Consider the following 14471-nt stretch of genomic DNA (forward strand, 5'->3'; position numbering starts at 1 on the left):
CTTCAACTGATCCTGGCCTGCGCGTACTGGTTCAGCAAAGAGCGCAGTTTCAGCGGTTTCACCGGCTTACTGATAAAGGCAAAGCCTTTACTGCGGATCGTTTGCTGGTTTTCCGGCAATCGGTCGGCACTGATGATCACACCTTTAAACACCTCTCCCAGCTTGGCTTCACACAGGATCAGTACATCCAGCCCCGTTTCCAGTTCAGTCAGGTGATAGTCACTGAAAATGACATCTGGTATCCAGCCATCATTACATTGCTCCAGCGCGGCCGACACAGATTCCGCCAGCCGGATGTCACATCCCCAGCGGTTCAGCAGACTTTCCATACCTGTCAGTATGTCTTTCTCATTGTCGACACAGAGCACCCGGGTGCCGTACAGTGGCAACGGCTGTTCCGGCGCTGCCTGCGGTTTTTCTTTCGGCAGATGCATCGCCTGCCCCCGGCGCACAGACAGTGCGAACACTGTCCCCTCGCCCAGCCAGGACCGCAATGACAACGGATGATCCATCACCCGGCTGATCCCCCGGGCGATTGCCAGCCCGAGACCAAGACCGTGATCCCCGCGTCCGCGGTCTATACGGGTGAACTCATCAAAAATATTGGCCTGTTTCTCTTGCGGTATTCCGGGGCCGTTATCCCAGACTTCTATCCTGAGCTGGCTGCCAACCCGCCTAACACCCAGCAGCACTTTACCGCCAGGGTTATAGCGAAAAGCATTAGTCAGGAAGTTTTGCAGCGCCCGGCGCAGCAGCTTAGGATCGGAATGCACCAGCGCCTTGCTGTCTACCACGGAAAAATCTATACCCTGCTGTTTTGCCAGCGCACTGAACTCGGCATTAAGATTATTGAACACATCACTGAGCGGGAAAACGTGGACATTGACCTGCAGTTTTCCGGCCTCCAGACGCGATACATCGAGCAAATCACCAATCAAATCTTCCGCAGCCCCCAGGGCACTTTCGATATGGTGTGCCAGTTTTGTGCTTTCTTCATCCTTGGCCACCTCAGACAGCGACGATGAAAACAGACGAGCCGCATTGAGCGGCTGCATCAGATCGTGGCTGACCGCGGCCAGAAAGCGGCTTTTCGAGTGTGCCTGCTGCTCGGCATGCTGAGTAGCCGAGACCAGCCGGCGGTTCAGCTGTTCCAGCTCTTGCGTTCGCTGCCGCACCCTGGCCTCCAGATTTTCATTGGCTTCTTTGAGCGCTTCCTCTGCCTGACGAAATGCCGTGATATCGGTAAAGCTCATGACGAAGCCGCCACCCGGCATCGGATTACCCTGCACTTCAATCACCCGCCCGTCCGGCCGGATCCGGGAAGAGGTATGTGCCGTGCCGTGCTGCAGGTGCTTTACCCGCTTGGCGACATGGACTTCAGGATCCCCCGGTCCGCACAAACCCAGACGCGCGTTATGGCGGATCACATCCGCAATCGGCCGCCCGACCTGAATCAAACCGGGCGGGAAAGAAAACAGTTCCAGATAACGCTGGTTCCAGGCCACCAGCCGCAGCTGTTTATCCACTACGGCAATCCCCTGGCTGATGTGCTCAATGGCGCCTTGCAGCAGTCCGCGGCTGAAATCAAACAATTCAGAAGCTTCATCGACTATGGTGGCCACTTCTTCCAGCTGCATGTTGCGCCCCTGCAACGCAGAGGTCAGCACTAGGCGGGCCGAAGAGGCGCCAAAAACCCCCGCCAGTACCCGTTCGGTATGGCGAATCAGGCTGGCCGGCGCCTGCTGCTGGGGCTGAAAATTAAACTGGTGTTGCTGGGCAAAGTGAGTGAAGGCCTGACGCATCCGCTTGCGGCCGACAAACCGCGCCGCCAGGAGTTCAAGCTCAGACACTGTCACTCTGGCCTGGTACAGACGGGCGTCATCGGCCTCCGGCATGGGGGCGCCGACAAAAGTGGCCGCCTGCAGGCGCTCTGTCAGTGATGAGCGGGTCACCATAGACACCAGAACGTATAGCAGCAGGTTGGTCGTCAGACTGATCAGCATGCCCCAGTCCACTGTGGTCAACTCGCTCAGTACCGGCAGAGCCGGGGGTGTCAGCAACCACAGCAACAGGTTAGTGTCGGCACTGCCGGCCAGCATACCCGTCTGGCTCATCAGGGTGATCACCCACAGCGCGGTGCCGCCCAGCATACCGGCATAGACACCGTTGCGGTTGCCTTCGCGCCAGTAAATCCCCCCCAGCAACGCCGGTGCGAACTGGGCAATCGCCGCAAAGGATAACAACCCGATCGCCGACAGCGATTCGATTTCATCCAGCACTTCATGGAAGCCCCAGGCCGCCAGCAGCAGCAGCAGAATCAGGCCGCGGCGGATATTGAGCAGCAGTCCGGAAAACGCCGCATGGTTACGGCTCGACACTCGCAGCCGGCGCAGCAACAACGGCAGCACCAGATCGTTGGATGCCATAATGGCCAGTGCTATGGTCGAGACAATCACCATGCCGCTGGCCGCTGAGGTGCCGCCCAGAAAAGCCAGCAAGGCGATGGTGTCAGCCCCTTGCAGCAAAGGCAGGTTGATCACATAGGTATCGGCTGCGACATCCGGCAGCAGCACTTTTCCGGCCAGTGCCAGCGGAATCACAAATATTCCCATCAGTAACAGATACACAGGGAATACCCGGCGGGCGAGATGCAGATCCGGGGCGTGGGTATTTTCCACCACAGTCGTATGGAACTGGCGCGGCAGACAGATGATCGCCGTCATGGTCAGCAAGGTATGAATAATAAAACTGCCGGCATTGATATCCATGGATGGCAGCACAGACACGTCCAGCTGGCTCAGTTCCAGTGCCGGTATGTCCCACCACAACAGCATGACAAACAGCCCCACCACCAGAAAGGCCGCCAGTTTGATCAAAGATTCAAACGCCACCGCCATCATCATGCCGCGATGGTGCTCAGTGGTATCGAGATGACGGGTGCCGAACAGCACAGTAAATGCGGCCAGCGCCAGTGTCACCAGCCAGGCGATATCACCGTCATTGAGCATACTGTTGCGGGTCAGATCCGGGGCAACCTGGGCCAGCCCCATGGTGATCCCCCGCAACTGCAGGGCGATATAAGGCAGAATACCGGCAGTGGCAATCAGGGTGACCAGTACCGCCAGCCCCTGAGACTTGCCATAGCGGGCGGCGATAAAATCGGCAATCGAGGTAATATGCTCGCGCTTGGCGATCAGAATCAGGCGGGCAAAAATACGCCAGCCAAAGGTGAAGACCAGAATGGGCGCCAGATATATCGGCAGAAACGACCACAGATCCCGGCTGGCCTGACCGACAGTGCCGTAAAACGTCCAGGAAGTGCAATAGACCGCAATCGACAGACTGTATATCCAGGGGCGCCAGCGGGACATCCATCCGGCATGTTTATCGCCGTACCAGGCAATAAGAAACAATAGCCCAAGATAGGCCAGTGATACCGGCACGACTATCCATCCCTGCTCCATAGGATCTCCCTGAAAAATGTTCCCTGATTCGGCCCCGTGCCTGGGGCCGAGTGTACCTCACTCTCGGGTGAGTATCCGTCCGGCAGGTCACATCTCACCGGCCAGGCTGTATGACTTAATGCACTTCGCGCGCCGCTGCCCGTTCCGCCTGAGGCGACTCATCAATTTTCATCAGCAATACCGGCAGCCCCATCACGGCCATCAGCCAGAACACATCGGCTCCCCACCAGCCGTATCCCCAGCCGCTCAGGGTGGTCAGCGCCGCCATTACCGCGCCCAGCGGCAAGGCATTGTACAGCGCCTGCAGGGCAACCATCTGGTGGCTTTGCGCATGCTGGATATAACGAATCGCCGCCAGATGCGCCGCCGCAAAGGTCACCCCATGCAGCGCCTGCGTCAGCACCAGCATCGGCAGTTCTGTCATGGTCGCGGTCAGTCCCCAACGCAACAAGACACCCGCCGCCGCCAGCCGGAACATGGCTGCCACACTCCAGCCGGCAAACAACCGCTTGCTGAGTGCAAACACCGCAACCTCAGCGATCACACTGAAACTCCACAAATAACCACTCACCGCTTCGCTGTAACCGATCGTTTTCCAGTACATGGCGCTGAAGCTGTAATACGCGGCGTGGCTTCCCTGCAGCAGGGCCACAATGATCAGAAAACGCATCACCCGTTTATCGCGCAGAATCCCCAGTAACGGAGGCCGGGGCTGACGTACTGTGGTGGCTTCGCTTGGCAACACAGTTGGTTGGCGCAACGACAATAACAGGGCGGCAGCCAGCCCGCCAACCGCCACCCAGGGGATCACCGCCGCGCCAAACTCGGCAGCCGCCATACCGGCTATGGTCGAACCGACAATAAAAGCGATCGATCCCCACAGCCGGGTTCGACCATAGTCTAAATGCCCGTGTTTGGCGTAATAATTAGCCAAACTGTCTGTCAGCGGGATCACCGGCCCGACGAGAATATTAAACAGCACAATCACGGCTGTCAGTGCGATCAAATTGCCGCTGACCATCACAAATGACACGCAGCAGATCAAACTGAGTACCGCCAGCCAGCGCAACGCCGGCAACAGATGCTCCACCTGGTGCACCCTGGGCGTCAGCACCATATTGGCAAAGCAGCGCACCCCCAGGCCCAGGCCCAGCAACACGCCGATATCACCGGCTGGTATGCCCAGAGAATTCAGCCAGACGGCCCAAAACGGCAGATACACGCCATAGTTAAAGTAAAAGCCGAACATATACTGCGCTGTCCAGCCAAACGGGCTACTTCTTAACATCCCAAAACCCTGCTGCATGAAAATGGTCGCCATTATGCCTGTCCAGCACATGGCAGGAAAGGCGGCAGCAACGTTATTGGCCCTGAAGCCGTACATTATCCCGCCTTTAACCGCACAACAGCGGTTTGGTCGTCCCCTAGACTAAAGTCGGCTGGAGCAAAAGCGGGCACTGGGCGACACTGCTTAGCAGAGGAGTCACCATCACCACTGTGCACACCCGCGCCACCCGCGCTAGCACCACAAAGTGAGAGAGTAATGCCGGATACCTTTAATACGTCACTGATCCCTTTTGACCGGCTGGATGGCAGCCAGCAGGACGCACTGCTCAAAGCGCTGGATGTGGCATATTTTCGCAGCGGAGGGGTAATCATCCGGGCCGGCGATCCCTGCCAGTCGCTGCACATCATAATCAAAGGCAGCGTGGAAGAAACCTCGGCTGACCGGCAAGAGCACTATGCCCACTACACCACAGATGACCTTTTTGATGTGCGTGCCCAGTTCAGCGGCCACAGCCGCCATCAGTACCGGGCCACAGAAGATACGCTGTGCTACCTGCTCCCTCAGGCCCATTTTACCGCGCTGTGCCAGCAGAATCCGGCATTTGCGGCTTATTTCAACAGCGATCTGGCCACCCGCCAGCAACTGCTTGAACAGGCCCATCAGCAACAGAATCTGGCAGAATTTATTCTGACCCGTGTCCGCCAGGACAACATTCAGCCCTGTCTGATCCTGCCAGCCGGCACAGATCTGCGTACTGCCACCGAACACATGCGCCAGCGCAACTGTGACGCGGCTTTTACCCTAGTGGATGACACGACTGAGCAGGCCGAACACAGGTTTGGCATTGTCACCCGCACCGATCTGCTGCACGCCGTGATGCTGGATAATCGGACTGCCGACACAGCGGTCGGCCAGATAGCTTCCTCACCGGTGATCAGCATTGAACTGGGTGCATATCTGTTCAAGGCCATGATTACCATGACCCGGCACAAGGTCAAACGCGTGCTGGTCACACAGGGCAATGATATCGCCGGTATGCTGGATATGACTCAGGTACTGAGCCTGTTTTCCACCCATTCCCATGTACTGGCGCTGCGTATTGCCCGCGCCACCCGCATAGAGGAACTGGCACTGGCGGCAGCCAGCCAGCAGGCACTGGTAGAGACACTGTTCAACAACGGCATTCATACCCGTTTTTTGATGGAACTGATTGCCAGTATTAATGAACAGATTATTGAAAAAGCGTTTCAGCTGGTGGTGCCAGAGCAATGGCAGCCGCTCTGTTGCCTGTTGGTGCTGGGCTCAGAAGGCCGCGGTGAGCAAATTCTGAAAACCGATCAGGATAACGCCCTGATCCTCGCTGATGGCGTCGACTGGCCCGAGTGCCGGACTGTAATGGCGCAACTGAGCGACACCCTGTGTCAGCTCGGCTACCCGCCCTGCCCCGGAAAAGTCATGGTCAATAATCCTAACTGGGTCCAGAGTGTCTCCGGCTGGCAACACACCCTGCAAACATGCTGCGATAAAGGGGATGAAACCGCCATGATGACGCTGGCGATCCTGGCGGATGCTCAGGCCGTTGCCGGTAACAGGCAACTGCTGGCACCGGTCAAAAACCGCCTGCATCAAAGACTCAGCAGCCAGGAATTACTGCTGGCAACCTTTGCCCGCCCGGCGCTCAAGTTCAGCGTCCCCCTGACCCTGTTCGGCCAGATCAAACGCGGTAAAAGCGGACCGGACATCAAACGTGGCGGTATTTTCCCGATTGTTCACGGCATCAGAACCCTGGCACTCGAACACGACGTGACAGACACCAACACCTTTCGCCGCCTGGCCGTGCTGGAACAGCACCAGGTGCTGGAGCCGAGTACGGCGTCCAATCTGAGCGAAGCACTGAAACTTTTCATCCGTCTCAGGCTGCGCCAGCAGCTCAGCCTGCCACCGGGCTCGGCCTCAGCCGGACAGCATCATCTGCTGGATCTGGCCACACTCAGCCGGGCGGAACGTGATCTCTTGCGACACAGCCTGCATGTGGTGAAAAAATTTAAAGAATGGCTCGGCTATCACTACCAGCTCAGAGACTGATACTAAGGAATGGTGAGATGAAATGAATATTCTGCGTCGTTGGTGGTATCAGTACAAATTCCGCCATCACCCGATACACACCCTGTTTCAGCGCTATAGCGGCGATGAGCTGGTGTCGGTTGACTGTGAAACCACCAGCCTGGATCCCGCCAGCGCAGAGCTGGTGACTATCGCGGCCACCCGCATCAAAGCTAATCGGATTCTGACCAGTGAGTCACTGTATCTGACCCTGAGTCCACCCGATAGCCTGAGTGCGGCCTCGGTCACCATCCACAAGATGCGCCATCAGGATCTCAGTCACGGCCTGGCGCCCAGAGAGGCCCTGACACTGCTGCTTGAGTTCATCGGCAACCGGCCCCTGGTCGGCTACCACATCCGTTATGACAAGGCGATTCTCGACCGCTATTTCAAGCGTCTGTTCGGCTTTGCCCTGCCCAATAAACTGGTAGAAGTCAGCCACCTGTACCATGAGCAGCTTGAGCGCCAGTTGCCCAATACCTGTTACGATCTGAGCCTTGAAGCCATCAGCCGTCATTTGGGACTGCCGCACCCCGAGCGGCACGATGCCTTGCAGGACAGTATTACTGCCGCCCTGATCTATGTCCGGCTCAAGCACGGGGATCTGCCCGCTCTGACCTCGCCCTTATGAGTTTTTTGCTCGCCACTCCTCCAACCAGCCTGGCGGAAAATAATGTAAGCCAATGCAAATACACAGAAAAAGCCATGACAGCGCACACTCATCCTAAAGTCTAATTGAGCCTGTTCCGAATCTGGCTCAAGTTAACACAACTATAATGATCAATGATCCGGTCCGCGCAGGACGAAGACGGAAACACAAGGAGAATGAGATGAGTGAGGTTCATGTTTACCCTGTCAACCAGCAGATTGCTGAGCGGGCTCATATCACGGAAGAGCAATACAGCGACATGTACCAGCAATCTGTCAGCGACCCGGAAGCCTTCTGGCGTGAGCATGGTAAGATTGTTGACTGGATCACCCCGTACAACAAAATTAAACAAACCTCTTTCGATACCGGCCATGTCAATATCAAATGGTTTGAAGACGGCACACTGAACGTCTCCGCCAACTGTCTCGACCGTCACCTGGCAACCCGCGGCGATCAGCCTGCCATCATCTGGGAAGGCGACGACCCGGCCGATGACGCTACCCTGACTTATAACCAACTGCACCAGCAGGTCTGCCAGTTCGCCAACGCCCTCAAAGCACAAGGGGTCAAAAAAGGCGACGTGGTTTGCCTTTACATGCCTATGGTTGCTGAAGCCGCGGTGGCCATGCTGGCCTGTACCCGCGTCGGTGCGGTACACACTATCGTATTCGGTGGCTTCTCACCGGAAGCACTCGCGGGCCGTATCATAGATTCAAAAGCCAAAGTCGTTGTGACTGCCGATGAAGGTGTCCGCGGTGGCCGTGCTGTACCACTGAAGAAAAACGTCGACGATGCCCTGAAACATCCTGAGGTCACCAGCATCGAGAAAGTGGTGGTGTTCCAGCGTACCGGCAATCCGGTAGAGTGGGACAATCAACGTGACGTCTGGTGGCATGACGCAACCGCAGCCGTGCCGGATCATTGCGACCCGGAACCTATGAACGCCGAAGATCCGCTGTTTATCCTCTATACCTCGGGTTCGACCGGTAAGCCGAAAGGCGTGCTGCACACCACAGGCGGCTATCTGGTGTACGCGACCATGACCTTTAAATACGTCTTCGACTATCAGGAAGGTGAAGTGTACTGGTGTACCGCCGATGTAGGCTGGATCACGGGCCACAGCTACCTGGTGTACGGGCCACTGGCAAACGGTGCCACCACCCTGCTGTTTGAAGGCGTTCCCAATTATCCGTCCACCGCCCGCATGAGCGAAGTGGTCGACAAGCATCAGGTCAACATTCTGTATACCGCCCCGACCGCCATTCGCGCCCTGATGGCCAAAGGCGATGAGGCCATTGCCGGTACCCAGCGTTCATCACTGCGTATCATGGGTTCTGTCGGCGAGCCGATTAATCCGGAAGCCTGGGAATGGTATCACCGCACTATCGGTGACAGCCGCTGCCCTATTGTCGATACCTGGTGGCAAACCGAAACCGGCGGCATCCTGATCACCCCGCTGCCTGGCGCGACCGCGCTGAAACCCGGCTCGGCCACCCGTCCGTTCTTTGGCGTTCAGCCGGCTCTGGTCGATAACATGGGCAACATTCTCCCTGGTGCAACTGAAGGCAACCTGGTGATGCTGGACAGCTGGCCGGGTCAGATGCGTACACTGTGGGGTGACCATGAGCGCTTCGAACAGACTTACTTCTCGACCTTTAAAGGCATGTATTTTACCGGTGACGGTGCCCGCCGCGATGAAGACGGTTACTACTGGATCACCGGCCGTGTCGATGACGTACTGAACATTTCAGGTCACCGCATGGGGACAGCGGAAATTGAATCGGCGCTGGTGGCCTTCGATAAGATTGCAGAAGCCGCTATCGTCGGCGTACCGCACGACATCAAAGGCCAGGCGATCTATGCCTATATCACCCTGAACGACGGCGTGATACCAACGGCTGAACTGCATAAAGAAGTCAAAGACTGGGTACGTAAGGAAATCGGCCCGATAGCCACACCGGACTTCCTGCACTGGACTGACGCTCTGCCGAAAACCCGTTCAGGCAAGATCATGCGCCGGATTCTGCGTAAGATTGCCACCGGTGATACCGGCTCGCTGGGGGATACCTCCACCCTGGCCGATCCCAGTGTGGTCGACAAACTGATCGCCGAAAAAGAAAAAGTCGTCTAACCGACAAAACCTACATTCAATCCAAGCCGCCGCCAGGCGGCTTTCTTCTTTGTCCTCCCAACTGGCTCCAGTGCCCGCGAATACACAGCAGATCCGTATTGCAGGAACTCCCGGCCACCTCCCATTGTCTGATTTGTCTTATTCACCGCCACAGCATCATTGTTTGAACCTGCTGCATTGTGCGGTGAATTTCAGCAAAACTGATTAAGATTCAAGGTGATTGGCCGCTTATCTTGTAAGTGAGGTTAATCGATCCGCTATCTTACTGAAAAATGGGGGCTGCAGGCGGCTGCTTACGCTAATTGCGTACAGTTGTAAGGTCAAAAAAGTGGTGATTAGACCAGTATTTTGCTGCGAATTGCGCTGAATTCTCTATAATTGAGCAACTAACAGGTTTTCAGCCGTGATGGTTTGCATGAAAGGAAGCAAAGTCACAGTTTTTTTGTGCTTTGTCGCTTGAATTAGCAAGAACAGGTATAGATAACAGAATATGTCGACTAATTACCGCATTTTACTGCTTAATGGACCCAATCTGAATTTGCTGGGCCTGCGCGAGCCGGGACACTATGGCCAGCAGACACTGGATCAGATTGTAGCAAACCTGAGTGCCAAAGCCGCCAGTCTGGGCGTGACACTGGATCACCTACAGTCCAATGCAGAACACGAACTGATTGAGGCCATCCACCAGGCGCACGGTAACGTGGATTTTATCCTCATCAACCCGGCAGCCTACACCCATACCAGCGTCGCCATTCGCGATGCGCTGTTGGGCGTGGCTATCCCGTTTATTGAAATACATTTGTCAAACGTGCATGCCCGCGAGCCCTTCCGCCACCATTCCTACCTGTCTGACAAGGCAGTCGGAGTGATCTGCGGCCTGGGCCCGGATGGTTATGAATTCGCCCTGGAGGCAGCTGTCCGCCGCCTTCAGAACGCTCAATGAACAACATTAAGAGTAAAGATACATGGATATTCGCAAGATCAAGAAACTTATCGAACTGGTAGAAGAATCAGGCATCTCCGAGCTGGAAATCTCTGAAGGTGAAGAATCGGTACGCATCAGCCGTACCACAGCAGCACCGGTTGCTGCACCTGCGCAAATGTACGCAGCGCCGGCACCAGCCGCTCCTGCGGCACCGGTTGCCGCACCTGCTGAAGCGGCGGCACCAGCTGCTCCTGCTGCGCCTGCCGGCCACCAGGTACTGTCTCCTATGGTCGGTACTTTCTACCGCGCGCCTAGCCCGGAAGCAAAATCCTTTGTGGAAGTCGGTCAAAGCGTAAACGTTGGCGATACCCTGTGCATCGTTGAAGCCATGAAGATGATGAACCAGATCGAAGCCGATAAAGCCGGTACCGTTGTGGCTATCCTGGCCGAAAACGGTGATCCGATTGAATTCGATCAACCTCTGGTTATCATCGAGTAACTGAGGCGCATATGTTAGATAAAGTAGTCATAGCAAACCGCGGCGAAATCGCCCTTCGTATCCTGCGTGCCTGTAAAGAGCTGGGGATCAAAACGGTCGCTGTGCACTCCACAGCTGACCGCGATCTGAAACACGTTCTTCTGGCAGATGAGTCTATCTGTATCGGTCCGGCACGAGGCACAGACAGCTACCTTAACATTCCCCGCATCATCAGTGCGGCAGAAGTGACCGGTGCAGTCGCCATCCACCCGGGTTACGGCTTCCTGTCTGAAAACGCGGATTTTGCCGAGCAGGTTGAACGTTCAGGTTTCATCTTCGTGGGCCCTAAAGCGGACACTATCCGTCTGATGGGTGACAAAGTGTCGGCCATCAACGCCATGAAAAAAGCGGGCGTGCCTTGTGTGCCGGGTTCTGACGGCCCACTGGGCGATGATGAAGCCAAAAACAAGTCTATCGCCAAGCGTATCGGTTATCCGGTAATCATCAAAGCCTCCGGTGGCGGTGGTGGCCGTGGTATGCGTGTGGTACGTAAAGAAGCGGATCTGATCCAGTCGATCGCCATGACACGTGCAGAAGCCAAAGCGGCATTCAGCAACGACATGGTGTACATGGAAAAATTCCTGGAAAACCCACGCCACATCGAAGTACAGGTGCTGGCTGACGGTCAGGGCGGTGCTATCCATCTGGGTGAGCGTGACTGTTCCATGCAGCGCCGTCACCAGAAAGTGGTTGAAGAAGCGCCGGCACCGGGCATCACCGAAGAAATGCGCAAATACATCGGTGAGCGCTGTACCCGTGCCTGTATCGAAATCAACTACCGCGGTGCCGGTACGTTCGAGTTCCTGTATGAAAACGGCGAGTTCTATTTCATTGAAATGAACACCCGTATCCAGGTTGAACACCCAGTTACCGAAATGGTCACTGGCGTTGATCTGATCAAAGAGCAGCTGCGTATCGCTGCCGGTCAGCCGCTGTCATTCAGCCAGAGCGACATTCACCTGCGTGGTCACGCGATTGAGTGCCGTATCAATGCTGAAGATCCGGTGCGTTTCCTGCCTTCTCCGGGCAAGATCGAGCGTTTCCATGCGCCAGGTGGTATGGGTATCCGTTGGGAATCCCACATCTACAGCGGCTACACGGTTCCGCCGCACTACGATTCAATGATCGGCAAACTGATTGCCTACGGTGAAAACCGTGACGTGGCGATTTCGCGCATGCGTAACGCCCTCAACGAAATGATCATCGACGGCATCAAGACCAACGTTCCGCTGCAGAAAGACATCATGGCAGACGAGAACTTCCAGCACGGTGGCGCTAACATCCACTATCTGGAGAAGAAGCTGGGTCTGCAATAACAGACACCTCGCTTTCAGAACTGAACCAAGGCTGCCGCAAGGCAGCCTTTTTATTTTCCGAATCAATGGTCTGCCGCTGGTGCATACGAATGTCATTTGTCAAAATACCTTTCTTTTTCTTCTTTTTCGGAACGATTTCGAACAGATTTCGACGTCGTTCGACGTTTTACACTGACTGACCGGAAATTCAGTATGAAGACACTTTCCACCCGATACCGTCAGGCGCACAGAGAAGCCAGATGGGCGCTGGGACTGGCTGTCGCCTATTTTCTGTGGTGGTACTGCTCTGCCTATTTCTTTGCCCCTGACCCCATACAGAGCAGCCTTCCTGCGCTTTACTGGGGGTTACCGCTTTGGTTTCTGCTCGCCTGTATCGTCGGCCCGGTACTCTTTACGCTGCTGTGCGCCCTGATGGTGAAATGTATTTATCAGGATATGCCGCTGTCAGCGGATGCGGAGGATGACGATGCCTAATCAATTACTGATCCCGCTCGTGCTGTATCTGGCAGCCGTGTTTGCCCTGGCCCTGTTTACCCGGCGCCGCGCTCAGCAAGGCAGCGGGTTTTTAAACGAGTATCTGCTGGGTAACCGCAGTATGGGCGGCTTCGTGCTGGCGATGACGCTGGCGGCCACCTATGCCAGTGCCAGTTCCTTCATTGGCGGCCCCGGTGCGGCTTACAAGATGGGGTTGGGCTGGGTATTGCTGGCGATGATCCAGCTCCCGGCGGCCTGGCTGACACTCGGGGTACTGGGGAAAAAATTTGCGATTGAAGCCCGCAAACATAACGCGCTGACCCTCAATGACATGCTCTATGCCCGCTATCAGCACCGGGGCGTGGTAGTCTTTGCTTCCCTGGCACTGCTGCTGGCGTTTTTCGGTACCATGGTGGTGCAGTTTGTCGGTGGGGCCCGGTTGCTGCAAACCGTCACCGGTCTGTCTTACTCTCAGGGGCTGATGATTTTTGCCGCCACCGTCGGGCTGTACACCACGATTGGCGGATTCCGGGCCGTGGTCATGACCGACACCTTACAAGGCATCATGATGATCATCGGCACGCTGGCCCTGCTGGCTGGCATTATTCACGCAGGCGGTAGCCTAGGTGAGCTGGTCACCACGCTGCACCAGATCGATCCGGCGCTGATTTCGCCGTACGGTCCAGACAACTTTATGTCACAGCCCTTTATGCTCAGCTTCTGGATATTGGTCTGCTTCGGCGTCATTGGTCTGCCCCATGCCGCCGTGCGTTGTATGTCCTACAAAGACAGTCAATCCCTGCATCGCGGCATGGTGATCAGTACCGCCATGGTCGCTTTTCTGATGCTGGGGATGCACCTGGCTGGCGCACTGGGGCGGGCGATTTTCCCGGATATTGCCACGCCGGATCAGATCATGCCGACTTTGATGATGGGCGTACTGCCACCTGTCGTGGCTGGCATTTTTCTCGCCGGCCCGATGGCGGCCATTATGTCGACCATTGATTCCCAGCTGATTCAGGCTTCCGCGACACTATTGAAAGATTTGTACCTGAATTACATCAACCCCAAAGCAACGGAACAGCCTGATATCGAAAGTCGGTTGCCAAAGTTATCGCTGTGGGTGACCGGCATTTTCTCGGTGCTGGTTTTTATCGCGGCAACCCACCCGCCGGATATGATTATCTGGCTTAACCTGCTGGCCTTTGGCGGGATGCAGGCCGTCTTTCTCTGGCCACTGGTGCTGGGGTTGTACTGGCAAAAAGCCTCGGCCGCCGGGGCATTTGCCTCCATGCTGAGCGGGCTGGGATGTTACATCACACTATCGCTTTTCAAACCGGATATGCATGGTGTGCATGCGATTGTTCCAACCCTGCTGGTCGGGCTGATCAGCTTTATCGCCGCCAGCTACCTCTGGCCCAACCGGGCACATTGCCAGAACGCAAAGGCGGAATTCACTGCAAACTGACAAAATAGCACCATGGGGTGCTATTTTTTACTCTACCGTCAGTATCCTCTGCCGTGCGCGCTAGGAAGCTAATGCGAGCTGACTACTTTTCGTGCTAAACTCCGCGGCCTTATGC

Annotated in this window: 10 protein-coding genes; 8 read left to right on the forward strand and 2 right to left on the reverse strand. The window is 56.1% G+C overall.

The features are described from left to right. Positions 1-2: 2 nt before the first annotated feature. Both L6J37_RS17610 and L6J37_RS17615 read right to left on the reverse strand, forming a co-directional pair. Positions 3-3464: a PAS domain-containing hybrid sensor histidine kinase/response regulator gene (locus L6J37_RS17610; protein WP_237796079.1), complete on the reverse strand. Its 3462-nt coding sequence runs from the start codon at positions 3462-3464 to the stop codon at positions 3-5. A gap of 115 nt (positions 3465-3579) precedes the next feature. Beyond that, entirely contained in the window at positions 3580-4752 is a 1173-nt protein-coding gene (locus L6J37_RS17615) for a 3-phenylpropionate MFS transporter (protein ID WP_192017373.1), read from the reverse strand. A gap of 255 nt (positions 4753-5007) precedes the next feature. Between L6J37_RS17615 and L6J37_RS17620 the strand changes: the two genes are divergently transcribed. From L6J37_RS17620 to panF, 8 genes are all read left to right on the forward strand, one after another. Beyond that, positions 5008-6837: a DUF294 nucleotidyltransferase-like domain-containing protein gene (locus tag L6J37_RS17620; RefSeq protein ID WP_237796080.1), complete on the forward strand. Its 1830-nt coding sequence runs from the start codon at positions 5008-5010 to the stop codon at positions 6835-6837. Positions 6838-6859: 22 nt separating this feature from the next. After that, on the forward strand, positions 6860-7486 hold the full coding sequence (locus tag L6J37_RS17625) for a 3'-5' exonuclease (protein WP_237796083.1): 627 nt from the start codon (positions 6860-6862) through the stop codon (positions 7484-7486). Between the two features lie 199 nt (positions 7487-7685). Beyond that, positions 7686-9635 carry an acetate--CoA ligase gene (acs, locus tag L6J37_RS17630; protein WP_192017311.1) on the forward strand — a complete coding sequence of 650 codons (1950 nt, stop codon included), beginning with the start codon at positions 7686-7688 and terminating at the stop codon, positions 9633-9635. A 490-nt stretch (positions 9636-10125) separates the two neighbouring features. Further along, positions 10126-10578, forward strand: a complete 453-nt coding sequence (gene aroQ / locus L6J37_RS17635) for a type II 3-dehydroquinate dehydratase (protein ID WP_161446882.1) — start codon at positions 10126-10128, stop codon at positions 10576-10578. Positions 10579-10600: 22 nt separating this feature from the next. Then, positions 10601-11059, forward strand: coding sequence for an acetyl-CoA carboxylase biotin carboxyl carrier protein (accB, locus tag L6J37_RS17640; protein ID WP_192017310.1), 459 nt, complete (start codon positions 10601-10603; stop codon positions 11057-11059). Between the two features lie 11 nt (positions 11060-11070). After that, positions 11071-12414 carry an acetyl-CoA carboxylase biotin carboxylase subunit gene (gene accC / locus L6J37_RS17645; RefSeq protein WP_120513540.1) on the forward strand — a complete coding sequence of 448 codons (1344 nt, stop codon included), beginning with the start codon at positions 11071-11073 and terminating at the stop codon, positions 12412-12414. A gap of 192 nt (positions 12415-12606) precedes the next feature. Continuing rightward, positions 12607-12888, forward strand: a complete 282-nt coding sequence (locus L6J37_RS17650; RefSeq protein WP_192017309.1) for a YhdT family protein — start codon at positions 12607-12609, stop codon at positions 12886-12888. Next, a complete protein-coding gene (panF, locus tag L6J37_RS17655; protein WP_237796085.1) occupies positions 12881-14356 on the forward strand; it encodes a sodium/pantothenate symporter in 1476 nt (491 codons plus the stop codon). The genes L6J37_RS17650 and panF overlap by 8 nt, the downstream gene beginning before the upstream one ends. Positions 14357-14471: the final 115 nt, after the last annotated feature.

The sequence above is a fragment of the Photobacterium sp. WH77 genome, from assembly GCF_022014395.1.
GTDB classification, from domain to species: Bacteria; Pseudomonadota; Gammaproteobacteria; order Enterobacterales; family Vibrionaceae; genus Photobacterium; species Photobacterium arenosum.